Below are 23,087 nucleotides of genomic sequence, written 5' to 3'. Positions count from 1 at the left end.
CGCCGAAGACGGCTGTGTGCGTTCAATGGTAGTTCAGGATGCCGACCAGCTTCTGACCGAGCGGGCTCGTCCAGTCGACGGCAAGCTCGGAGATAATCTGGTCGACGGTGGTGATAATTGCGCCGGCCTTTTCCATGCGGCGCAGGGCGATATCGTCGCCGTATTTGGTGTAGGACGCGGATGCGTCGGCCGAGACCTGGACCTCGTAGCCTTCGTCCAGCATCTGCAGGACCGGAAAAGTGACACAGATCTCAGTCGTCACGCCGGCAACGAACAGCTTCTTGCGACCGGTCGCTTTGACCGCCTGATTGAAGCCGTCGTGGTGCATGGCGTTGACGATGCCGGGACGCTTGATGCGGGCTTCGAACGCTTCGGGCAGGATTGCTTCGAGTTCCGGCAGCAGCGGGCCTTGGATCTGGTCTTCCATGCTGGAGGTGAGGATCGTCGGGATGTTGGCGGCGTTCGCGATGCGGGCGAGCTTCAGGGCGTTCTGCTTGACCAGATTGATGTCGTGCGAGTGCGTCCAGGCCATCGTGCCGATCTGGTGATCGATCAGCAACATGGCGGAATTCTCGGGGGTGAATACGTCCTTATGCATTGTCGTGTTCCTTTTCTTTGCTCGGCGGCGGTTGGTGAAGTTCGTTTCGATCCGCTCGATGATTGGAATTTAGCGTTGCGATCAGCGGCACGGTAGCTCTATGGTTAGCCACTCTGTGGAACGAAAAATGGAACACTGGGATGATGAGCTTCGAGGACATGCAGACCTTCGTTGAGGTGGCGGACAGCGGTGGCATCACGGTTGCCGCCCGGCGTCTCGGCCTGCCGAAGTCGATCGTCAGCCGGCGGCTCGTCCGGCTTGAAAGCGAGCTCGGCGTTCAGCTTCTGGCGCGGACGACCAGAGGTGCATCCCTCACCGAAGCTGGCGTTTCCTTCCGTGAACACGCTGCACGCATGTGCCTGGAGATGGACGTCGCACGCGAGGAGATGCTGCCGACCGGAGAGCTGCGGGGACGCCTTCGCGTGGCGGTCCCCTCGTCCTTCGGTCCTGGGCACTTCGCCCCGGCACTTGCTGAACTCGCCCGCCTGCATCCGCTCCTGCAGCTCCACGCGCATTACAGTGACCGCTACGTCGACTTGGTAACGGAGGGCTTCGACTGCGGCATCCGCGTCGGCTATCTGAAGGATTCTAACCTGACCGCGCGCAAGATTGGCGCCTTTGCGGCAGGCCTTTTTGCAAACCCGGAGTATCTGCGTGTCCACGGCGTTCCACAGAAGCCGTCAGATCTTCTCGACCATCAGGCCATCTTGCAGGGGACCGAAAGCTGGAGGGTTTCCGACGGCACCCGGACCGTGGTCGTCAACAGTCAGGGACGGTTCAAGGCTGACAGCGCTGCGGGCATCGCCGAAGGGACGGCGGCGGGGCTGGGCGTCGCAGCGCTACCCGTGGTGATCGCTCAGAATTACCTGGAAGCCGGAACCCTCGTGCCGATCATGTCGGATTACAGCCTGCCGGAGATCGGCGTTTATATCGTGCGGCCGCCGGGGTCGCACGTGTCGCGGAAGGTCCGGGTTCTGATCGACTTCTTTGTCGAGAGGTTCTCCGCAAACGGAGGCGCTGGCTAGAGCACCGAAGGTTAGTATTACGTGGCCGAGCGCCGCTCCTGAAACGCCACACCCCAGTCGCGCATGGCCATCAACACGGGCGCGAGCGTCAGCCCGAACGGCGTCAGAGAGTATTCAACGCGCGGCGGAACCTCTGCGAAGACTTCGCGGGCGACGATCCCGTCGGCTTCGAGTTCGCGGAGCTGCATCGTTAGCGAACGCTGGCTCGGGTCGCCGACAAGCCGGCGCAACTCGCCGAACCGTCGCGGCCCGTCCAGCAGCCGATAAATGATCATCGGCTTCCATTTTCCACCCGTAACGTCGACGGTTGTTTCGACAGGGCACTTCTGGCCAGCAGTCATTGCGTGCTCCAATAGTGTACTTTCTATCCCTATAGGCAGAACTGTTGCCTACTTGCAAGTTTGCCTGTATCGCCCCTAGTTGGAAGCAGTTATATTCAGAGGTGCGTCATGCGAGCTGCTTTTTACGACCGACAAGGATCTGCAAAGGAGGTGCTGTCCGTCGGCGAGCTACCCGATCCGCAGCCGGGAGCCGGAGAGGTTCGGGTGAGGGTGGTCGCGTCAGGCATCAATCGGTCCGACATCAAGACGAGGACTGGATTCGGTGGAAAGGCAATGCCGTTCCCACGGATCGTGCCGCATCAGGACGGCGCGGGCGTCATCGACGCCGTCGGTCCCGGCGTGCCTCCGTCGCGCGTCGGCGAGCGCGTCTGGATCTACATGGGCCAATGGGGTCGTGCGTTCGGTACTGCGGCGGAATTTGTTGTCGTTCCCTCCGCGCAGGCCGTCAGGCTGACCGACAACGTTTCCTTCGAGATCGGAGCGGCGCTCGGCGTTCCAGCGATGACAGCGCATCGCTGCCTCTTCGCCGACGGCGACCTGCGCGGCAAGCGGGTCCTCGTTCAAGGTGGAGCAGGCGCCGTCGGCAATGCAGCGATCCTTCTTGCGAAGTGGGCGGGGGCATGGGTGGCGGTGACGGTGAGCCGTGAGCAGCAGGCGGAGGTCGCGCGGGCGGCGGGCGCCGATCTTATCGTCAACAGGCGCGAGGAAGACGTCGCTGCGGCCGTCCGATCAGCCACCGGCGGACATGGCGTCGATCGCATCGTCGACGTCGATATCTCCGCCAACATCGACGTAGCAATCGCCTCTCTCGCCCGCGACGGTGTTGTGTCGGCCTATTCGACGGAATCGCCAGATGCGAAGCTGACGATCCCGTTCTTCCCGGCGCTGCTGGGCGGCTTCTCGTTCCGTTTCGTCTATGTCTACACCATGCCGGAATCCGCGATGAGGCAGGCAGCCGATGAGGTTTCGGCCTGCGCCGCATCGGGGGCATATGCTCCGCTGATCGCGAAGACATATGCGCTTGACGAAGTGGCCGAGGCACACGAGTTGCAGGAGAGCGGGAAAGCTGTCGGTAAGATTCTCCTCCGAATCCAGAACCCGTGATGCGATCCCATCAAGCTAGCTTATGAGGCGATGACGGCTTTCGGCTCCAGGAACGCCTCGAGGCCGAACACGCCATACTCGCGGCCAATGCCCGACTGCTTGAAGCCTCCGAAAGGAGCAAGCGGTTCATGGGGTGCCCCGTTGATGGCGACGCGTCCGCTGTCGAGCCTATCCGCAAGCGCCTGCAGGCGCGACGCGTCAGTGCCGTGAAGATAGGCCTGAAGTCCATAGGGAGTGTCGTTGGCGATCGAAACGGCCTCGTCGTCGTCGCGGTACGCAATCACGGACAGGACTGGTCCGAATATTTCCTCTCGTGCGATGCGCATCTGGTTTTTGACGCCGGTGAAAATCGTCGGCTTCGTGAACCAGCCTCGCTCCAATCCGGCAGGCCGTCCGAGACCACCCGTCAGGAGGCTGGCGCCCTCTCGTGTCCCCAGCTCGATATAGGACTGGACCCGGTCGTACTGCATTTGACTAACCATCGGTCCGATCATTGCGTCCGGATCGTCGGGGGCGCCGATCTTGAATGTCTCGATCTCCTGTTTCAGCCTGGCCAGAACCTCGTCGAGCCGATGGCTCGGAACCAGGACGCGAGTGCCGGCAATGCAGGCCTGGCCGCTGTTGATAAAGCCCATCCGCAGGACGGCGGGGATAGCTACATCCAGATCGGCGTCGTCGAGAATGATGTTCGGACCCTTGCCGCCAAGTTCCAGCGTGACGCGCTTGAAGGTGTCGGCGGCATTGCGCAGGATTTCCCTGCCGACCCCGGTGGAGCCTGTGAAGGTCACCTTGGCGATGTCCGGATGCCGGCTGAGTTCCGCGCCGACGACATTGCCAAACCCGTTGACGATATTGAAGACGCCCTTCGGCAGTCCCGCTTCATGAAGGCATTCGGTCAGAACCTGCGTCTGGACAGCGCTCATTTCGCTTGGCTTGATGACGATGGTCGTGCCGGCAGCGATGGCGGTTGCAAGCTTCGAGGTGACGAAGCCGATATTGCTGTTCCAGGGCGTGATGGCGGCGGCAACGCCGGAGGGCTGCATGACGACGCGGGCGCGGCCCATCTGTCGCTCGAAGTCGTAGTCCTCCAGAACCTTCGCCATAGTCAGAAAGCTTGAAGCAGCGTGGGGAATAGCGAACCGGGTAAAGGTCTGAGGAGCACCATATTCGAGCGCCATCGCTTCCGTCAGGTCGGAGACGCGCGCGGCAACGGCTGCGTTCAAACGCTTAAGCATCTCGACACGCTCGGCCTTCGTCGTCCGTGAGAACGCCGGGAAGGCGCGTTTCGCGGCGGCGACAGCCTCACGGGCATCTTCGATGCCGCCGAGCCTGACTGTGCCCATCTTCTCCTCTGTCGACGGATTGTAAAGATTGGCGGTCTCAGATCCCCTCGGTGTGACGAAGCCTCCGTCGATATAAACCTTGTCGATGATGCGCATCTCAAACTCCTTTTGCTGTTCCGTCATATCTGGCACTTCGACACTGTCCTGATAAGCTGGCCAAACATGCTCAGCCTGATAGGAGATTACGGACAATGATGCGCGGCTCACTTGCTGAACTTGAGGCTGTCCTCGCCGTCGCCTCACAAGGCGGGTTTCGCGCGGCGGCTCGCGAGCTTGGGATCTCGTCGTCCTCGCTCAGCCAGCAGATCGCTGCGCTGGAGACGCGCATGGGCGTCAGGCTGTTCAACCGCTCGACCCGCAGCGTTGTCCTTTCAGCCGCGGGAGAGCAGTTCGTGGCGAGCGTGGGCCCGGCGCTGGAGGCGATCCGACGCGCCGTCGAGCACATCGACGAACATCGGGCGGAAGCAACCGGCACACTGCGAATCAACACGTCGGTGGGCGCAACGCGGATGATCCTGACGCCGCTGATCCTGGAGTACATGCGCCGGAACCCGCAGATGGCGGTGGAGATCGTGACGGAGGGCGCGCTGGTCGACGTCAATGCCAAAGGCTTCGACGCCGGAATCAGGATCCGGGAGGCCGTTCCTCCCGACATGGTGGTCGTCCCGATCGGCGCTAGTATCCGACCGGCCATCGTCGCATCGTCCGATTACTTCCGCCGTCATGGAAAGCCGCGGGATCCGGCAGAGCTCCAAAACCACCTGTGCATTCATGCACGAATGGCGAGCGGAACCATCTATCGCTGGGAGTTCGAACGGCGAGGGGAGAGCTTCGCGCTCGACGTTCCCGGCAAGCTCGTGCTCGACGATAGCGACCTCATGCTCCGGGCTGCGCGTGAGGGGGCCGGGCTAGCCTACCTGAGTGAGTGGCAGGTCGAAGATGATCTTGCTGCCGGCAAGCTGGAGCAGGTGCTTGCTGACTGGACCCCGCCTTACCCGGGCTTATGTCTCTACTATCCCGGAAGGCGCAATCTGCCGGCGAAGCTGCGCCGGCTCGTCGACTTGATCAAGGAGCTGCGGGAAACCGGACCGATGTGACCCGCTCTTCAGCTGGGGGATCGCCCAACGGGGTGGATGTGAAGTTCACCTAGTATCATGGGGCTACAGGACTATTTCACTCAGCGTAACAGTCCAGTGCCGAACATGAGTATTCAGCCCCGCGATCGCGCATTGCATCCTGTGTTCACGGATCGGGAACGAACCCGGCCTTCAATCAGGAGCGATCACATGAAACTCTATCACCATCCGCTGTCAGGTCACGCACACCGCGCCCGGCTCTTCCTTTCGCTGATCGGGATGCCCCACGAGCTGGTCGAGGTCGATCTGAAAGCTGGCGCCCACAAACAGCCCGACTTCCTCAAAATGAACCCGTTCGGGCAGGTACCGGTTCTGGCGGATGGCGATGTTTTCATCTCTGATTCCAACGCGATCCTTGTCTATCTCGCGAAGAAGTCGGGCCAGACGGAATGGCTTCCGGAAGATCCAAAAGGGGCCGCCGACGTTCAGCGCTGGCTCTCGGTTGCAGCTGGTGAGATCGCTTACGGACCGGCAGCTGCGCGTCTGGTGACTGTGTTCGGCGCCAAGTTCAACCCCGAAGAAGTCATTGGCCGGGCACATACCATCCTCGGCCGGATCGAGAGCCATCTGCAAGGACGCGAATGGCTGGTGGGCAACCGCCCGACGATCGCCGATGTCGCGGTTTACAGCTACGTCGCACGGGCTCCGGAGGGCAATGTCGATCTTAGCGCTTATCCCTCTGTCAACGCTCTGCTGGCCCGCGTCGAAGCCCTTCCGGGATTCGTCGGCTTCGTCAAAACGCCCGCCGGCCTTGCCGCCTGAGCCTCGACGTGAGCGTGCGACACCTCGCACGCTCTTCGCCTCTTTTTCTGGAGAAAGCAGATGTCCGTGAAGCTTACAAAATTGCCAACGTGGCATGAAGGCGAGACCTTTATCCAGGAAAAGCTCGGCGTAAAGGAACGCATGGCTTCCGTCGGTCAGCGCGTCGTACGCGATTTCATGCTGGACCAGCACCGGGACTTCTACGCCCAACTCCCCTTCATCGTTCTCGGGAGCGTCGATCAAGGCGGAGACGCCTGGGCGACGTTCGTCGAAGGTCAGCCCGGGTTCATGTCGTCACCTTCGCCCGTCGTGCTGGACATTGTCGCGCACCGCGATCCGAGCGACCCGGCCAGCGAAGGACTGGCGGATGACTTGCCGATCGGTCTCCTTGGCATCGAGATGCACACCCGTCGCCGCAACCGCATGAACGGCTTTGTCTCGACGATCGACGGCGGCTTCCGCATTGATGTCGACCAGAGCTTTGGAAATTGTCCACGCTACATTCAGCTGCGCGACTTTTCTTTCGAGCGTCAGCCAGGCGAACAGTTTACCGGTGAGGTCGAGGAACTGCCCGCTCTCGATGACGAAGCGCGTGCGATCATTCGGGAAGCTGACGCGTTTTTCGTTGCCTCCTACGTCGATCGCGAAGACCGGCGCCAGGTGGATGTGTCCCACCGAGGCGGCAATGCCGGGTTTGTTCGCGTCGGTGACGACGGCGTCCTGACGATCCCCGACTTCGATGGAAATCTCTTCTTCGCGACGCTCGGCAACATCCTGCTGAACGGAAAGGCAGGACTTTTGTTCGTCGATTTCAAAACGGGCGACATGCTGCAGATGACGGGGAAAGCCGAAGTCATTTTCGACTCGCCCGAGATCGCCGCCTTCCAGGGCGCTGAGCGGTTTTGGACCTTCAAGCCGACGCGCATCGTTCGCCGCCGTAATGCACTGGCGTTGAGATGGGCTTTTCAGAAGGACGGCTGGTCGCCGAGTTCGCTGATAACAGGCAGCTGGAGCCAAGCAGCCGACCGTCTCCGCGCCGCAGAGTTTGCTGAAAACTGGCGGCCAATGACCGTCACCGCCATTGTCGATGAAAGTGCGACGATCAAGTCTTTCCACCTCCAGCCAGGCGATGGCGCAGGGCTCCTTCCGCACACGGCCGGTCAGCATCTGCCCATCCGCATCAATTTGCCCGACGAGGAAAAGTCGACCATTCGGACTTATACGCTCTCGGTCGCGCCGTCCGACGGGATCTACCGCATCAGCGTCAAGCGTGATGGTCGGGTATCTCAGTTTCTGCACGATACCATTGCCGTCGGCGGGGTCATCGAGGCGCGCGCGCCGGCTGGCGACTTCAGGATTGACGCCCGCTCGACACGCCCGGTGGTGCTTCTTGCAGGCGGCGTCGGCATCACGCCGATGCTCGCGATGCTCCGTCACGTCGTCTACGAAGGGCTCCGCAAGCAGCGTGTCCGCCCGGTGACGCTATTCCATGCGTCCCGTTCCAAGGCCGATAGGCCGTTCGATCAGGAGATCGGGGAACTGGTCGGTGCGGCCAAGGGCGCCGTGCGGCTGGTCAGGATCCTCAGTGACACCACGGATGCCGAAGAGGGCAGGGATTTCGATGCCGCAGGGCGGATCGATATGGCTATGCTGACGCGGTTCCTTCCCTTCAACGACTATGATTTCTATCTCTGCGGGCCTCCCCAGTTCACACAAGGCCTCTATGACGGACTGAGGGCTCTCAACATTGCTGACGATCGCATTCAGGCTGAAGCCTTCGGTCCGTCGTCGCTGGTCCGCACAGGGCAACCCACACCGGCAGCCGTGTCTTCCGCCGCACAGCCTTCCGGAAAACCTGTGCCCGTCGTGTTCACGAATTCCCTGAAAGAGGCCCGGTGGACACCTGGTTCCGGCACTCTCCTGGAACTTGCCGAAGCACGTGGCCTCGAGCCTGAGTTCAGTTGTCGGGAAGGAAACTGCGGGACGTGCCGGACAAAGCTCGTCAAGGGCGCCGTCGCTTACGTCAAGCAACCAACGGCGAAGATCGACGCCGACGAAGTACTTCTGTGCTGCGCCGTTCCTGCTGACCAGGAAGGCGGCCTCCAGCTCGCTGTCTGAGGGCTCGATTACTGCGCCCAGCGTAACAGTCCCTTGTTCCCTTTCGATGTTCAGCAAGCTGCCCCACCAGATCATATTCATCCCAAGAGAGCGACGCCTCTCTCAACCGAAAAAGGAGAATACAATGTCACGCATTCCCACACCGGCCACCATCAACGATGCGCCAGAAGCCTCTCGCCCGATCCTGGAGACTATCCAGAAGCAGATCGGCTCCGTCCCGAACATCTTCCGTCTGGTTTCCAACAGCCCCGCCGCATTAACCGGATTGACGTCGCTCCAGGGCGCACTTGGCAAGGGCAAGCTGCCGCCGGCCACCCGCGAGCGCATCGCGCTCGCCATGGCTGAAGCCAACGGCTGTGATTATTGCCTGTCGGCCCACACCTTCACTGGCACGAAGTTCGCCAAGCTCGACGAAAGTGAAATCGCTGCCAACCGTAACGGCACGTCGAACGATCCCAAGGCGGCTGCTGCAGTCGAATTCGCCAGGGCTCTGACAGTCGCTCGCGGGTCCGTCTCGTCAGCCGAAATTACCAAGGTCCGTGCCGCCGGCTACGGCGATGCCGAGATCCTCGAGATCATCGCCCATGTGGCCCTCAACACCTTCACGAACTACGTGAACGAGGCCCTCGACACCGAGATTGACTTCCCGCGCATTGAACGCGCGGCTGCCTGAGGCCGGGCTCCGGAGGCGGTGCCAGACGTACCGCCTCCCGCTCCACATCATCCTGAGAGGAATTTTAGCATGTCCCGTCCGCCGCTTCCCCCGTTCACCAGAGAGAGTGCCATCGAGAAGGTCCGTCTTGCAGAAGATGGCTGGAACAGCCGCGATCCCGCCAAAGTGGCGCTCGCCTATACGCTCGATACCCGTTGGCGCAATCGCGCCGAGTTCGCGAAGAACCGCGCCGAGGCCGAGGCTTTCCTGACCCGCAAGTGGAACAAGGAGCTCGACTATCGCCTGATCAAGGAACTCTGGGCTTTCACTAGCAACCGCATTGCCGTCCGATATGCCTATGAATATCGCGACGACAGCGGTCAGTGGTTCCGCGCCTATGGCAACGAGAACTGGGAATTTGCCGAAGACGGCCTGATGCGGGAACGCCATGCCAGCATTAACGAGCACCCGATCGCTGAAGCGGATCGCAAGTTTCGTTGGCCGCTGGGCCGCCGGCCGGACGACCATCCTGGCCTCAGCGATTTCGGCTTTTAGGCGGCTGAGCCAGGAGATGGAAAAGTGGCCGGCTCGTCAATCGATGCTCGCATAAGGCTTTCAATAGAGCTTGCTCTCACGGGAACCAACGCGAGCAAATCGCTGCTGGCGAAACAAGAAGAAGCCGGTCGCGCCCTTGGCATGACCGGCGCCGAGATGGATGTTGCCAAGCAAGGTTCCAGCTTCGATTTCGAGACTTCGGTCGCGGTCTCGCTTGCTTTGAATACCTGTCGGGAGACGCACCAGCGCGCCCTGCGCGCCGGTCTTTCCGAGGAAGCCTGCGCGGAGATAGAATTCATCTCGCAGGCTTGCCGTTCTCAATCGGATGATCTCGTGCCTCTTGAGGCTTCGTTCTCAAGCCCCTAAGGTCTTGGAAACTCGAGTGCTTCGGGGGAATGGATGGATCGCTGGCAAGCAATGAGGATCTTTGTAAAGGTCGCCGAAACCGAAAGTTTCGCGGACACCGCACGCCAGATGTTCATGAGCGCACCGGCTGTCACACGTGCCGTTGCCTCGCTCGAAGACCTTATTGGCGCGCGCCTGCTCGTGCGAACCACCCGCTCGGTGAAGATGACCGAAGCGGGCGTTCGCTATTTTGAAGATTGTCGCCGGATCCTTGCTGATATCGCAGAAGCAGAGGCGGCTGCCGGCGGTTCCTACGCGACGCCGACGGGGACCCTCTCCATAACCGCGTCCGCGCTGTTCGGGCAGATGTACGTTCTTCCGGTCGTGACGGATTACCTCGATACCTATCCGACGATGAAAGCGAAGACGCTGTTCATCGATCGACCGGTCAACATCGTCGAGGAAGGCATCGACGTCGCTGTGCGCATCGGCCATCTGCCCGACTCTAATCTCTCTGCTGTGAAAGTTGGTACGGTCCGTCGCGTCATGTGCGGCTCACCAAGATATTTCGAGCGCTTTGGTGTTCCGAAAACTCCGGCCGATCTCAGAGACCACCGTATCGCGGCCTCCACGGCAGCCTGGGCTTCACCTGAGTGGAAGTTTGGCGACGATCTGCGAGTATCCGTGGATGCGGCTTTACAATGCAACACCAACGAAGCGGCGATCCAGTCGGCACGCGAGGGGTGGGGCCTGACAAGGGTGCTCAATTACCAGATCGGCCCAGCCCTCGTTGCTGGAGAGCTCCAGATCATCCTCAGTGAATTCGAAGAACCACCTTTACCCATCCATATCCTTCATCCGGAGGGTCGGCACGCTTCAGCAAAGGTGCGCGCCTTCGTCGATATGGCTGCAGCAAGGCTGCGCGAGAACCGCCTTCTCAATTAACCCCTCAATATCACCAAGCTTGGCCTATGCTTGTGGAGCGAACTGCTTCCGCCCGCCGTCTCTTTGCGTGGGACCGCCGTTCGAAGAAACAAACATGCGTTGCTTCGAAGCGCTATGGTCGCACCGCAAGCCGATCCCCTGAGCTTTGATCTGCCGGAGGGGGTTAACCACGCCGACGCCACCGCCGCGGTCCATCCAAATGGTCGCCTGTTTTACCGCATTCATATCACCAGACGCAATAATCCCTTGTCGAATACGAACATTCTCCTTTCAGGCTGAAAGAGCGATGTTGGCTGCAGGCAACAAGCCGCCCACAACCGTTCCTGAGGAGAACCACAATGTCTCGTACTTTTGCCGCCCTGCTTTTCGCATCCGCCAGCATCTTTATTACCGCGCCCGCAAACGTAGTCTTCGCCGAAACGCCGGCGATCGCCCAGCAGGCATCTGCAACGGTTCACTATCGCTCCGTGGAAATCGACGGTGTCAACGTCTTCTATCGCGAAGCCGGACCGGCCGACGGTCCGGTCGTCGTCCTGCTTCACGGTTTTCCGACATCGTCGCACATGTTCCGCAACCTGATCCCGCTGCTCGCTGACCGCTACCGCGTCATCGCCCCTGACTATCCGGGCTTCGGTCAGAGCGATGCGCCCGATCACACCAAGTTCGAGTATTCCTTCGGCCACTATGCCGATATCGTGGACACGCTGCTGACCAAGCTCGGTGCTACCAATTATTCGATGTATCTCATGGATTATGGCGCACCCGTTGGCTACCGGCTGGCGCTCAAGCATCCGGATCGCGTCACCGGAATGATCGTCCAGAACGGCAATGCCTATGACGAAGGCATCCGGGATTTCTGGAACCCGATCCGCACCTACTGGAAGTCGGGGGCGAAGAAGGATCGGGAAGCGCTCTCGGTGCTCGTTGCACCGGAGACGACCAAGTTTCAATATACCGATGGCGTCAAGGACCTGACGCGCATCAGCCCCGATAACTGGGTGCATGACCAGGCGCTGCTCGACCGGCCGGGGAACAAGGATATTCAGCTCGACCTGTTCTACGACTACCGCACCAACCTGCCGCTCTATCCGCAGTTCCAGGCATTCTTCCGCGACCGGAAGCCGCCGACGCTGATCGTCTGGGGCAAGAACGACAAGATCTTCCCGGAAGAGGGCGCGCATCCTTATCTTCGCGATCTTCCCGAAGCAGAGTTCCATCTCCTTGATACAGGCCACTTTGCGCTTGAAGACAAGCTGGACGAGATGGCTCCGCTGATCAGGAGCTTCCTGGATCGCAAGGTTGCGAAATGAAAACGGAGTGAGGCTCCCACACCGGCTGACAATAGTTCAGGAAGCCTCCTCCACAAGCCTCTCTTCATGGGGCAGCCATTTGCTCCGATACGCCTGCCGCATCTCTCTCCCGCGGCAGGTATTTTGGTTTGCCTTGAGATGGAAATATTGCTCATCATTACCGGCGGCTCTCGTTTGGCGATCGCAGGCACACGTCGGCGGTTCGAGTCCCTTCAACTGCAAAAAAGGCTGTGAGAGCTTTGCGCCGTCATTTCCGCCATTCGGTCACTGCGGTCAGATACCTGCAAGCAGCCGGTCCGCTTTTTGTTCTTGGACTTCTTACCGCAAGGCAAAACCAAGGGGCGGCGCCTCGATGATTTCCTCGTGCCCAGCTCCCCCACATGGAGCCAGACTTTCCTGTGGGATATTTATGCCGCGCTTCTACCGACCGACCCACCACCATCAACGAAGAGGATTTGGCCAGTGATGAAGCCAGCATCCTCGGACAGAAGGAAGGCTATGGCGGCTGCGATTTCTTCCGGTCTGCCAAGGCGGCCCATTGGGATCATCGAGAGGAACCGTGCCTCGGCTGCGCTCCCGGCCGGGGTGTTGCGGCGGAACATTTCAGTTTCGGCCGGACCCGGCGCAACGGCATTAACGGTTATGCCGCTGCTGGCGAGTTCCATCGCCCATGTCCGTGTGAGGCTGTTTACCGCAGCCTTCGCTGCTGCATATCCGCTCCTGAGCGGTGTGCCGGTCGTCACCATGCTACTGACGTTCACGATCCGACCCCAGCCTTTTGCCTTCATCACTGGTAAGAGAGCCTGGACGGTCTGGATCGTGGGGTGAAGGTTGACACGAAGCATGTCCTCCAGGTCATGAAGATCGATTTCTCCGACTGCGTGGAGCCTTGCCAATCCGACATTGTTGACGACGCCGTCGAAGGAATAGAGTTTCGCCAATTCCCTGAGAGCTTCCTCCGAAGCCTGCGTATCGTTGAGATCGAGCGAGACCAAGGCGCCAGGGAAGTCAGGATCCTTTCCACGGGCGATGCCGACCACCTGATGGCCTGCGGCGGCGAGGCGATGTGATAGTGCGCGACCGATGCCCTTGCTTGCACCAGTCACCAGGAAAGTTCGTTCAGTCATGTCCGTACCTGTCATTATAGAATGTCATGTTGTGGGCGAACCGCTCGAGGGACACGCCTGACGGTGCGCCTGTTGTATCGTCGCCGCAAATGGTTCATGCGGTGAGTCAGGAGGTTCCTGTCTGGCCGTTCTTCGATGCGCCGGCGAGCGCCTGACGCGAGCCGCCCACACGTCTGCCTCCCATCGGGATCCCGCAGATGTTCCGCGGGCGCGGGACGTCGCTGGTGTGCGCTGACGCTCTTGCCTGACACTCCGGGAAGATTTCAGTGTTCCCAGTGCGAGTGGCAGATGACCGAGCACATGTTCACCCGCTGGAACTGCGGATCCCTTGCTGCCAGGAAATCATCATTGAAGGTTCCGAAGGTGGTTTCGGGTCTGTGCTTCATGCCTTGGTAGAACGCGTCGATGATCCCGTCCTTGAAATCGGCTTCACGAGGAAACGCAGCGACGACCGCGTTCCGGTCTGCCTCATCGTAATGCTCGAATCCTCGGCCGGCGACGTCCATCCCGGCTCCAGCCTGAAGCAGCGCAATTTCCGCACGCATGAACTCCGGTATGCCAGGCGTTGTGTGTAAGGCAACCGCGTTCCACACTGTTTCGATGTCGCCTTCCGAGATGCCGCGCGCGCGCAGGAAGTCGCGCGCGGCATTTGCCCCATCCACTTCAAAGCGAAGGCGGCTGTCTGCGAACTGCGCCGTCAATCCGAGGTCATGGAACATGGAGGCGACGTAGAGCAGTTCGGGATCGTAGACGAGCCCCTTGTTTGTCCCGCCGATGGCTCCCCAGAAGTAGACGCGACACGAGTGGCGAAAGAGCAGCTCACTTTCTGTGTCGCGTATGAGCTGGGTCACATCCCTTGCGAGCTTGCTGTCGGGAATGCGTATGCCGGCTATCTCCAGCGGGATCATGGCATGCTCCATTGGTGTTGGTTGGGGTCGGCCTCAAGCCGATTTAGCGCACTGCCTGGGGCGTGTTGCGGAAGCTGATGGCCATGCGATTATAGCTGTTCATCAGGCTGATCGCGATAGTGAGGTCGACAAGCTGCTTCTCGTCGAAGACCTTCCGCGCCGCCTGATAGGCGCTGTCGGGCACGCCGGTTTGCGCAACCAGGGTCACGCTCTCCGTCCATGCCAGAGCCGCACGCTCGGTCTCGGAGAAGAGGTTGCCGCCTTCTTGCCAGGCCTGCAGGAGGGCCAGCTTCTCAGTTTTGACGCCCCGCTTGATAAGTTCGCGGGTGTGCATGTCGAGGCAGTAGGCGCAGTTGTTGATCTGCGATACGCGGAGATAGACGAGGTCGACGAGTTCTCCCGGCAGGCCGCTTTGGGTGACGTAGCCATACACCCCGCCAAGTGCCTTCGCGCCATTCGGTGCGACCTGGTTGTAATCAAGCCTCTGTGTCATGTCGGTTTTCCTTAGTTCTGCTTTACGGGGAAAGTGAGTTTCGTTTCGGAGGTATCGGTGACGAAGATAGCAAGCAGCCTGGCTGGCTCCGTCTGGCTCGCGTTGCGGCTGATGGAATGGACAGCGCCAGGTGGCTCCGACCAGCCTTCTCCGGCCTTGTAGATACGAGCCGGGCCGTCGTTGACCTTCGACTCGACCCGGCCGGAAAGGACGTAGGCATAGATGAAGGCCGACTTGGCATGGGTATGCGGCTTGGAAGCCGCACCAGGCTCGTAGTCGACTTCGACTGCGACAAGCGACTTGCCCGGTACGTTCGGGATCGCTTCCCGGAATTTGGGGGTAACCGTTTCGGATTGCGGATCATGCGCCGATACTGGCAGTATCATGATGCACGACAGTGCCGCGAAAGCGGCGGACAACAGGTTGTTCATCTTCATGGACGTGCTCCTTTCGATGGGCCTGAAGATGCCGCTGCCGTGGCATAAAAAAAAGAACCAAGAACATGCAGAAACAGTGTACCATGAACCCATGGGGACCAAGCTTAGCCTTTCCATCGACCGCTCCGCATCGACATCGCTCTCGGAACAGATTCACTCCGGAATCAGGAAGGCGATCGAGGACGGCGTCCTGGAACAGGGAGCGCGCTTGCCTTCCTGGCAGGATCTTTCGGCCGAGCTCGGCGTCGCGCGCGGAACCGTCCGGGCCGCCTATGACAGGCTTGCTGCAGCGCAGCTGATCGAGGCTTCAAGGGCGGCGGGCACCCGCGTGGCGCAGCGGCCAGGTGCCGTTGCGGATATGCAGACGCGGGTAGATCCAGGTGCGTTCATGCAAATGTATCTGGAAATGACGCAGGGACCCGCGTTCTTCCAAATGGGCGTTCCTGCGACCGACGTCTTTCCCGCAACATTGTTTGCCCGTCTGTATGGCCAGGCCGTGCGAGCCGGTGCGAGCGCGCCGCTGCTCTACCCGGATCCGCGTGGGGAGCTAGAGCTGAGACGCGAGATCGCCTCCTTTCTGGCCATAGCCCGTGGCATGAACTGTTCGCCGGACCAGGTGATAGTGACCAATGGATATGCTGCAGGTCTGGGGCTTGCACTCGGCGCCCTAAAGCTGGCCGGACATCCCGCTTGGCTGGAGGAACCTAGCTTTCCCTGGTCGAGAAGAGGCGTCGAACTGGCCGGTCTCTCAGTCGCACCGATCCCGGTCGATGCGCAGGGCATCGACGTGGAACACGGTATGCGCTCATGCTCCGGCGCGAAGCTCGCGGTTGTCACGCCGGGACAGCAGGCACCTCTGGGCCATACCTTGTCCCTGGGACGCCGTCTGCTTCTGCTCGACTGGGCAGCGGCGAATGGTGCATGGATTGTGGAAGACGACTACCTGAGCGAACTGCAGCTGACAGGCAGGGCAGCCCCCGCTCTTGCCTCGCTGGATCGAGCAGGGCGTGTCATCCATATCGGCTCTTTCAGCAAGACCATTAGCCCGGCGCTCAGGCTCGGCTTCGTCATCGTACCCCCTGCACTGGTGCCGTTGTTCGCGGAGACGGCCGCCTGTCTCATGCCGGCGCCTGGTCCCGCAGTGCAGATGGCTGTCGCAGAGTTCATCAGGGAGGGCCACTATCTGAGGCACATACGCCGCATGAAGCGTCTCTATGCCTCGCGACAGCAGGCCGTGCTTGCTGCCCTTCCAAGCTCCGATTGCGTCGTTGATGTTTCGACACCGGGTCTCGCGGTCCTGCTCAAGCTGCGGGACGACATTTCGGACGTCGCCGTGGTCAGCGAGGCTCTCCCATTCGGTCTGTTTCCAGCACCGCTTTCGACGTGGTTCGCGTCGTCAGCAAGCGCTCAGCCGGGGCTGCTTCTGGGCGTCGCGAGTGCTCCCCAGAGAAATCTCCGCGAGGCTTGCCGCCGGCTTCTGGAGCTGGCCGAACGGTCGCGGCTTTAGGTGTGGCCACCCAATCACCGCGTCTTCCGAAAGCTTGCGCGATACTGAGCTGGAGTGACCGCGAGCCGTTGCGTGAAGACGGCCCGCATCCTGTCGGCCGTGCCAAATCCGCAGTCGTAGGCCACCGTCTTCAGCTGATGTGTTTCGGCGCGGTCTTTGACCCCACTATAGGCGTCGAACGGTAACCCCAGGCGTTCTAAAGAAAAACAAAGTCACTCAGTATGTTAGTCTGCAACAACTGGGGTCATTCTTCCGCGCCGAAAGGGGTCAAAGTTCCGCGCTTAATCACAATTTTCCAGAAATACAAAACAAACGAGTGGGTTAGTCGAACTTCGGGGGTGGTTTTAGGTTCGATTCCCATCAAGAGCGTCGAATGTGGCGATTGTTGAAGAATTCCCTATCGCTACGCCTAAGCTCAACTCGGTTAGGAAGACGTGTTTTCGGGCGATGTTCCGGCATAGCGTATGCCGATAAGCGTCATCAGGCTGGCCACCGCAAAAACGTTGATGCTCGATAGTATTGCGATCTGATCGCTGGCCCACGGAAAGACCGGCTCCTCGAGCCTCCACCAGCATATCGCAAAGCAGACAAACATGAAGCAAACAAGGCCCCGCTGCCACCATTTCTCATCGGGTTGGAACGAAACCAGTGTCAGCGCCATGCAGGGGGCAAGAAATAGGAGCGTAGCAGACGCTCTTCCAAAAAGGATGGATTCGCATACTGTGTCGACCGTGCCGATCATTGGCAGCGCCAACCGGGCACTGAACGACGATTTTCTAGCTATCAATGGGATCGCCAAAAATAAGGGAATCGCGGCGAGCGTTATAGCTGACGTTGCTACGCCATCGCCAACCAGCCACCAGACATAAAATGGATAGAAGGGTTTATTGGCTATGATAACCCAGGTGATGCTAACCGTTGCCCCAGTCCTTGGATCCAGCGCGGGCTGCCTCATCCCGCCGGCCTCAGAAGATAGTGACCTACTCCCCAGACATGACCCTTATCATGACCGAACAGGCCTGCGGTGGCCAGAAAAAATAGCCGCCAGCGGCGCTGCCAGAGCGTGCTGTCCCTGCCATAGACTTTAGCGAAGATCGGCTGGATGCGATCCATCTCGCGGTCGAAGTTGGCGAGCCAGTTGAGCGCCGTTCGTCGGTAATGCGTCCCAGACCAGCGCCATTCCAGTTCGACTGAAAACAGGTCGGCAAAGCGATGGGGCAGATCATGTGCCGGCATGATGCCGCCGGTAAAGAAATGACGGGCAATCCAGTCGGCCGGATCCTGGTGGTTGAAGCGATAGGAGCGGTCCTTGTGGGTGAAGACATGGAGGAAGAGCTTGCCGTGCGGATTGAGCCATCCGCGGACACGCTCCAGCAAGGTGCGCCAGTTGGACATATGCTCGAACATCTCGACTGAGATCACACGATCAAAGCGTTCCTCGGTCGTAAAGCCGTTCATATCTGCCGTGATGACGGTCAGATTGCCGAGACCGTGCTTGTGCGCCATGGCGAGAATGTATTCGCGTTGTGAGGCGGAGTTTGAAACCGATGTAATTCGCGAATTGGGAAATTGCTGTGCAAGATAGAGCGACAGTGAACCCCAGCCGCAACCCAGTTCCAGGATACTGTTTCCATCCTTGATTTCGGCATGCTCTACAGTTTCGGCAAGTGCATAGGCCTCGGCTTCCGCCAGCGTCGTATGGGGGTTCGTATAAAGGCAGCAAGAGTATTTTCGTTGAGGCCCGAGGGTCAGGCTGAAGAACTCCGCCGGGACTTCATAATGCTGGCGATTGGCCTCATTAGTGTGCGTCGCTATCGGAAAATTGCCCATTGCCTCGACAAACATATTTTCAGCATCTTGCGAAGTCGTCGATAGACGGTGTTTGGTGCGAGCGCACAGATAATCTATCCCAGCCAGCGTCATACTGTCTGTAAGTGGCGCGCGCTCTGCAGCGCTGATCGCAAATGCCAGCATATTCATCGGCTATTCTCCCTGGGAAACGAATTCAGATTTGCGTGGGCCTGGGAAGAAGGCGTTCACACGCTTCCGCAGCGCGCGAAATTTATCGCCGCGCGAGCGAAGCATATGCTCTTCCAACGGGGGAATTCCGGATACATGCACCAACAGCCAATACATCAACGCCGGTGCGAGCAACGATAAAAAACTCGTAGCCGAGCTTGTGACGGCGAATAGCGGAAGGCAGCACCAGAACAGCCATTCGAAAAAATAGTTGGGATGGCGGGAATAACGCCACAGCCCCGACTCGCAGACCTCACTCCTGGCTTCCGGCCTTCGACGAAATCGGGCGAGCTGTGCGTCCGAAATTGTCTCGCCGGCGAGAGCCGCGGCGGCAAGTAACACGGCAAGCCAATCCGTTACTGCTGGATAGGCCTTGTCATTGATCGCCGCGAGATAGATTGCGAATACGAGGACGAAAGCCGCAAGCGCCTGAACCTGCAGAAAGATAAAGAGGCGCGAGCCGGCACTGGCGCCCCAGTCCTTCATCAGTTTGGCATAGCGTGGATCTTCGCCACCGCCTTTGGTGCGTGCTCCAATATGCCAGGCGAGCCGCAGCGCCCAGGCTGTCACGACCAGGATTATCGTCATCCGGCGAGCGAACGGACCTTGTGCTGAGACGGCGGCGGGGATGCCGCCCAAGCCGACAGCTGCAGACCAAATGGTATCGATCCAGCCGCTCTTGCCGGTCACACGCTGCGCGATCCAGGCACCGGTCATGGCCAGCGATATGCCGCCTGCGATGATCATCAGAAGAAGCCAATCCATCCGTTGCTCGCATTGATGCGCTGCTATGAGGTTACGCCTTATTTACGGACGATCTCTGGGACCGGTTTCATAGCGCTCGAAAAAAATCTCAACTTTTACGAAACCAGCCGCCGCCGCCCTCCGTATCTGTTTCGAAAGCCAAGAGCTTATTGCGGGAGACGAGGGATTTTATGGGTCACTACGATCGAAACGGCGGCCGCCGCCTGAACATTGCGGTCATAGGCAGCGGTATTTCGGGACTTTCGGCAGCTTGGCTGCTCTCAACGCGCCATGATGTGACCGTCTTCGAAGCAAGCGATCGGCTCGGCGGCCACAGCAATACGGTAAAATTCGAAAGCGCCGCGGGTCCTGTATCCGTCGATACCGGCTTCATTGTCTACAACGAGGTTACATATCCCAATCTGACGGCTTTGTTCCGCGCGCTCGATGTGCCAACGGCTACCTCCAATATGTCCTTTGCCGTTTCGATCAACGATGGCACGTATGAATATTCCGGCGGTACAGGGCTCGGTCTCTTGGCGCAGAAATCAAACGTCGTCAGCCCTCGCTTCTGGTCAATGATGCGCGATCTGGTGCGCTTCTACCGTAATGCGCCGCGGGACTTGCCCGACATGGACGGCATTTCGCTCGATGAGTATCTCTCGCGCAACGGCTACAGCTGCGCCTTCCGCGATGACCATCTCTATCCGATGGCTGCGGCGATCTGGTCTACGCCTGCGATGCAGGTCGGTGCTTATCCGGCAGCAAATTTCGTGAAATTCTGCAGTAATCACAGGCTGTTGGAATTATGGGGCCGCCCTGTGTGGCGCACTGTAAGGGGGGGCAGCCGCGAATATGTTGCCCGCATGACCAGCAGCTTTTTCGACCGCATCCGGTTGTCGACGCCAGTAAAGTCGATAAGGCGCGGATCACATCGCGTAGAGCTTGAGGACGGCACCGGCGGCCATCACCTCTTCGACGATGTGGTGATAGCAACCCATGCTGACCAGGCGCTTCGAATGCTTGTGGACGCAAGCACCGAGGAAAGACGTATTTTGGGCGCCTTCCGCTATTCGCGGAACGAGGCGGTCCTGCATGGCGATGTGGCGTTGATGCCAAAACGGCGGGCGGCCTGGTCCAGTTGGAACTATGTGGCCGATACGCGGGATGGGCCAATTCAGCCTTCCATCACCTATTGGATGAACAAACTGCAGCCGTTGGGAGCGGCACCGTCGACCTTCGTCACGCTTAATCCGCGACGGGCGCCGAAGGAGGAAACCGTCATCTGCCGTGAGACATATGAACATCCCGTTTTCGATCTCTTGACCGATCGCGCACAGAAGGAAGTCTGGTCGCTTCAAGGTGTCCGCAATACCTGGTTCTGCGGCGCGCATTTCGGCGCGGGTTTTCACGAGGACGGCATTCAGGCGGGCCTTGCGGTTGCCGAGGATCTCGGCGGCTTGCGGCGACCCTGGCAGGTGCCGCAGGAAAGTTCCCGGATCGTGCGCAAGCCAATTGATCGCTTCGCCGAGCTGCCGTTGGACGTGGAGGTTACCGCATGAGTGCGGACCTTCAATCTGCACTCTTTTCCGGCCTGGTCACGCATGCTCGTGTAAGGCCGAAGCAGCACAAGCTGAGCTACAGGATCTATTCTCTGCTGCTCGATCTCGATGAGCTTGACCGGATCGATCGGCGGCTCCGCCTTCTTTCCATCGACCGTTTCAACCTTTTCTCCTTCTATCGCAGGGATCGAGGCGACCGGTCAGGGGACGATCTGAAGAAACAGGTCGAGAGGAGTATGCGTAGCGTCGGCATCGAGCCGGATGGCGGTCCAGTGCGGTTGCTGACCATGCCCCGACTGTTCGGTTGGGCTTTCAATCCACTCAGTGTGTTCTTCTGTTACTCGAAGGATGCGTCGCTCAAAGCCATCCTCTGGGAAGTGGACAATACGTTCGGTGAGCGGCATGGCTACATGATCCCGGTCGAGGCGAACGACGGATCGCAAATTATTCAGCAATGCGACAAGGCCTTCTACGTCTCGCCCTTTATGGACATGGATCTACGATACCAGTTTCGCGTCTTGCCCCCAACCGATGTTCTTTCCATCCGAATCGAGACTTTCGATTGTGATGGGCCGGTACTGACAGCCAGGCATCTGGCACGCCGTTGCGAGCTTACGGATCGCGCGTTGCTACGGGCATTTTTTGCGATCCCTTTCCTCACACTTCGTGTTGTCGGAGGTATCCATTGGGAAGCGCTTAAGATCTGGTTGAAAGGTATCGGCTTGCGGATACGCCCCCTTCCTCCTGAAAGCCCTGTTTCGTTCGTTCGCCCATTTCCCGCTGACGGGAAAACACGCAATTCCAAGGTTGAAGTTCATGAGCCATTTTGACGAATTCTCCGGCGCTTCGATGCGTGCGTCCGATAGCACCGAGAGGTTTGGTCTTGTCAGCCGTCTTCTCATGAGTTTGTTGTGCGACGTTCGCTACGGTCACGTGAAGATTTCGTTGCCATCAGGGCAGGTTGTCGAAAAATACGGCGCTGAACCAGGGCCGGAGGCTATCATCAACATGCGGCGTTGGCGCCTGTTGCCTCGCTTGATCCTTGCGGGAGATATCGGCTTTGCGGAGAGTTACATCAATGAGGACTGGACGACGCCCGATTTGACCGCAGTCATCCGCTTTGCTGCCAAAAACATCGAAGCGTTAGCGCCGGCTATTGAAGGCAGCGCGACGATGCGGCTCTTCAATAGGGCAAAACATTTTCTCAACGCCAATACGAAGCATGGCAGCCGTCGCAATATCGAGGCACATTACGATCTCGGCAACGATTTCTACAGCCAATGGCTCGACCCCACGATGCTGTATTCCTCGGGAATTTTTGACGATCCAACATATACTCTCGAAGCCGCCCAGCAAAAAAAGCTTGAGCAAGTTATCAAAAATCTTGCACTCCATCCTAGCCAGAGTGTTTTGGAGATCGGCTGCGGCTGGGGTGCTCTTTGCGTATTCATGGCGGCCCGTGCCAATGCCAAGGTGACCGGTATCACTTTGTCACCCTCACAGCTTGCCTGGGCAAGGCAGACGGCCGCAAATGCCGGTGTGACAGAGCTGGTGGACCTGCGCCTGCAAGATTACCGTGATCTTAATGGCCAGTTCGATCGGATCGTTTCGATCGAAATGTTCGAGGCAGTCGGCGAGGCCTATTGGCCAGACTATTTCTCGACGTTGAAACGTTGCTTGAGACCAGGTGGCAAGGCTGTGCTGCAGGTGATCTCAATTGATGAAAAGCGTTTTGATGCATATCGGCGCGGTTCCGATTTCATCCAGAAGTATGTTTTTCCCGGCGGCTTTCTGCCCTCCGATCCCGCATTGGAGGCGGCTGTTGAAAAGGCGGGCTTCAGGCTCGCCGCAAGAGAGCATTTCGGCAAATCCTATGCTCGGACGCTTCTTGAGTGGCGCACTCGTTTTCATGCGCGCTGGCCTGCCATTGCCGCCCTCGGCTTTGATGAGCGGTTCCGTCGTCTTTGGCACTACTACCTTTGTTATTGCGAAGCCGGCTTTGAGGAGGGGAGCATCGACGTCGGACTTTATACACTTGAGCACGCATGAAGGTCGG

24 protein-coding genes and 1 pseudogene are annotated in these 23,087 nt (G+C 59.4%); 14 read left to right on the top strand and 11 right to left on the bottom strand.

The features are described from left to right. Nucleotides 1-22: 22 nt before the first annotated feature. Nucleotides 23-598 (bottom strand): isochorismatase family protein, encoded by a 576-nt coding sequence (locus FHT84_RS27220; protein WP_183765031.1) that lies wholly within the window; start codon nt 596-598, stop codon nt 23-25. Nucleotides 599-738: 140 nt separating this feature from the next. On the opposite strand from FHT84_RS27220, the gene FHT84_RS27215 reads away from it, so the two are divergent. After that, nucleotides 739-1,623 carry a LysR family transcriptional regulator gene (locus tag FHT84_RS27215; RefSeq protein WP_183765034.1) on the top strand — a complete coding sequence of 295 codons (885 nt, stop codon included), beginning with the start codon at nt 739-741 and terminating at the stop codon, nt 1,621-1,623. Between the two features lie 17 nt (nt 1,624-1,640). On the opposite strand, the gene FHT84_RS27210 is transcribed toward FHT84_RS27215, so the two are convergent. After that, nucleotides 1,641-1,964, bottom strand: a complete 324-nt coding sequence (locus FHT84_RS27210) for a helix-turn-helix domain-containing protein (protein ID WP_183765037.1) — start codon at nt 1,962-1,964, stop codon at nt 1,641-1,643. Between the two features lie 108 nt (nt 1,965-2,072). Between FHT84_RS27210 and FHT84_RS27205 the strand changes: the two genes are divergently transcribed. Continuing rightward, entirely contained in the window at nt 2,073-3,068 is a 996-nt protein-coding gene (locus tag FHT84_RS27205; protein ID WP_183765040.1) for an NADPH:quinone reductase, read from the top strand. Between the two features lie 20 nt (nt 3,069-3,088). Here the strand turns inward: FHT84_RS27205 and FHT84_RS27200 are convergent, their stop codons facing one another. Further along, a complete protein-coding gene (locus FHT84_RS27200; protein WP_183765043.1) occupies nt 3,089-4,507 on the bottom strand; it encodes an aldehyde dehydrogenase family protein in 1,419 nt (472 codons plus the stop codon). A gap of 98 nt (nt 4,508-4,605) precedes the next feature. Between FHT84_RS27200 and FHT84_RS27195 the strand changes: the two genes are divergently transcribed. The 8 genes from FHT84_RS27195 to FHT84_RS27160 all read left to right on the top strand — a co-directional run bounded on the left by FHT84_RS27195 (nt 4,606) and on the right by FHT84_RS27160 (nt 12,234). Then, nucleotides 4,606-5,508: a LysR family transcriptional regulator gene (locus FHT84_RS27195; RefSeq protein WP_210278970.1), complete on the top strand. Its 903-nt coding sequence runs from the start codon at nt 4,606-4,608 to the stop codon at nt 5,506-5,508. Nucleotides 5,509-5,697: 189 nt separating this feature from the next. Next, nucleotides 5,698-6,309 carry a glutathione S-transferase gene (locus FHT84_RS27190; protein WP_183765048.1) on the top strand — a complete coding sequence of 204 codons (612 nt, stop codon included), beginning with the start codon at nt 5,698-5,700 and terminating at the stop codon, nt 6,307-6,309. Between the two features lie 60 nt (nt 6,310-6,369). Then, entirely contained in the window at nt 6,370-8,427 is a 2,058-nt protein-coding gene (locus FHT84_RS27185) for a pyridoxamine 5'-phosphate oxidase family protein (protein ID WP_183765051.1), read from the top strand. A gap of 124 nt (nt 8,428-8,551) precedes the next feature. Further along, nucleotides 8,552-9,100, top strand: a complete 549-nt coding sequence (locus FHT84_RS27180; protein WP_183765054.1) for a peroxidase-related enzyme — start codon at nt 8,552-8,554, stop codon at nt 9,098-9,100. A gap of 69 nt (nt 9,101-9,169) precedes the next feature. Next, nucleotides 9,170-9,634 (top strand): DUF1348 family protein, encoded by a 465-nt coding sequence (locus tag FHT84_RS27175; RefSeq protein WP_183765057.1) that lies wholly within the window; start codon nt 9,170-9,172, stop codon nt 9,632-9,634. A 24-nt stretch (nt 9,635-9,658) separates the two neighbouring features. Next, a complete protein-coding gene (locus FHT84_RS27170) occupies nt 9,659-10,000 on the top strand; it encodes a hypothetical protein (RefSeq protein ID WP_183765060.1) in 342 nt (113 codons plus the stop codon). Nucleotides 10,001-10,033: 33 nt separating this feature from the next. Continuing rightward, nucleotides 10,034-10,924, top strand: coding sequence for a LysR family transcriptional regulator (locus tag FHT84_RS27165; protein WP_183765063.1), 891 nt, complete (start codon nt 10,034-10,036; stop codon nt 10,922-10,924). A gap of 338 nt (nt 10,925-11,262) precedes the next feature. Next, complete coding sequence (locus FHT84_RS27160) at nt 11,263-12,234, top strand: alpha/beta hydrolase (protein ID WP_183765065.1); 972 nt, start codon at nt 11,263-11,265, stop codon at nt 12,232-12,234. 407 nt (nt 12,235-12,641) lie between these two features. Here FHT84_RS27160 and FHT84_RS27155 read toward each other — a convergent pair whose 3' ends face one another. The 4 genes from FHT84_RS27155 to FHT84_RS27140 all read right to left on the bottom strand — a co-directional run bounded on the left by FHT84_RS27155 (nt 12,642) and on the right by FHT84_RS27140 (nt 15,199). Continuing rightward, entirely contained in the window at nt 12,642-13,361 is a 720-nt protein-coding gene (locus tag FHT84_RS27155; RefSeq protein WP_183765067.1) for an SDR family oxidoreductase, read from the bottom strand. Nucleotides 13,362-13,624: 263 nt separating this feature from the next. After that, on the bottom strand, nt 13,625-14,269 hold the full coding sequence (locus FHT84_RS27150) for an HD domain-containing protein (RefSeq protein WP_183765070.1): 645 nt from the start codon (nt 14,267-14,269) through the stop codon (nt 13,625-13,627). A 43-nt stretch (nt 14,270-14,312) separates the two neighbouring features. Beyond that, the gene (locus FHT84_RS27145) at nt 14,313-14,762 is read right to left on the bottom strand and encodes a carboxymuconolactone decarboxylase family protein (protein WP_183765073.1); all 450 of its coding nucleotides are present in this window, start codon (nt 14,760-14,762) and stop codon (nt 14,313-14,315) included. 11 nt (nt 14,763-14,773) lie between these two features. Then, nucleotides 14,774-15,199: a cupin domain-containing protein gene (locus FHT84_RS27140; protein WP_183765075.1), complete on the bottom strand. Its 426-nt coding sequence runs from the start codon at nt 15,197-15,199 to the stop codon at nt 14,774-14,776. A 91-nt stretch (nt 15,200-15,290) separates the two neighbouring features. Here FHT84_RS27140 and FHT84_RS27135 point away from each other — a divergent pair, with 91 nt between their 5' ends. After that, a complete protein-coding gene (locus tag FHT84_RS27135; RefSeq protein WP_183765078.1) occupies nt 15,291-16,706 on the top strand; it encodes a PLP-dependent aminotransferase family protein in 1,416 nt (471 codons plus the stop codon). Nucleotides 16,707-16,720: 14 nt separating this feature from the next. Here FHT84_RS27135 and FHT84_RS31565 read toward each other — a convergent pair. The 4 genes and pseudogenes from FHT84_RS31565 to FHT84_RS27120 form a co-directional block, all read right to left on the bottom strand. Continuing rightward, a pseudogene (locus FHT84_RS31565) lies at nt 16,721-16,840 on the bottom strand (AraC family transcriptional regulator); the annotation flags it as partial. Between the two features lie 290 nt (nt 16,841-17,130). Then, nucleotides 17,131-17,661: a hypothetical protein gene (locus FHT84_RS27130; RefSeq protein WP_112343002.1), complete on the bottom strand. Its 531-nt coding sequence runs from the start codon at nt 17,659-17,661 to the stop codon at nt 17,131-17,133. Further along, a complete protein-coding gene (locus FHT84_RS27125; protein WP_112343001.1) occupies nt 17,658-18,686 on the bottom strand; it encodes a cyclopropane-fatty-acyl-phospholipid synthase family protein in 1,029 nt (342 codons plus the stop codon). The genes FHT84_RS27130 and FHT84_RS27125 overlap by 4 nt, the downstream gene beginning before the upstream one ends. A gap of 3 nt (nt 18,687-18,689) precedes the next feature. Further along, complete coding sequence (locus FHT84_RS27120; RefSeq protein WP_112343000.1) at nt 18,690-19,490, bottom strand: DUF1295 domain-containing protein; 801 nt, start codon at nt 19,488-19,490, stop codon at nt 18,690-18,692. A gap of 170 nt (nt 19,491-19,660) precedes the next feature. Between FHT84_RS27120 and FHT84_RS27115 the strand changes: the two genes are divergently transcribed. The 3 genes from FHT84_RS27115 to FHT84_RS27105 are packed head-to-tail and all read left to right on the top strand — an operon-like array spanning nt 19,661 to nt 23,080. Beyond that, the gene (locus FHT84_RS27115) at nt 19,661-21,031 is read left to right on the top strand and encodes an NAD(P)/FAD-dependent oxidoreductase (protein WP_183765081.1); all 1,371 of its coding nucleotides are present in this window, start codon (nt 19,661-19,663) and stop codon (nt 21,029-21,031) included. Next, nucleotides 21,028-21,861, top strand: a complete 834-nt coding sequence (locus FHT84_RS27110) for a DUF1365 family protein (RefSeq protein WP_112342998.1) — start codon at nt 21,028-21,030, stop codon at nt 21,859-21,861. Before FHT84_RS27115 ends, FHT84_RS27110 begins: the two co-directional genes overlap by 4 nt. After that, nucleotides 21,848-23,080 (top strand): cyclopropane-fatty-acyl-phospholipid synthase family protein, encoded by a 1,233-nt coding sequence (locus FHT84_RS27105; RefSeq protein ID WP_112342997.1) that lies wholly within the window; start codon nt 21,848-21,850, stop codon nt 23,078-23,080. The genes FHT84_RS27110 and FHT84_RS27105 overlap by 14 nt, the downstream gene beginning before the upstream one ends. Nucleotides 23,081-23,087: the final 7 nt, after the last annotated feature.

Source organism: Rhizobium sp. BK289, assembly GCF_014193575.1.
Lineage (GTDB): Bacteria > Pseudomonadota > Alphaproteobacteria > Rhizobiales > Rhizobiaceae > Rhizobium > Rhizobium tropici_C.
This window is presented reverse-complemented; position numbering and strand designations above follow the sequence as displayed.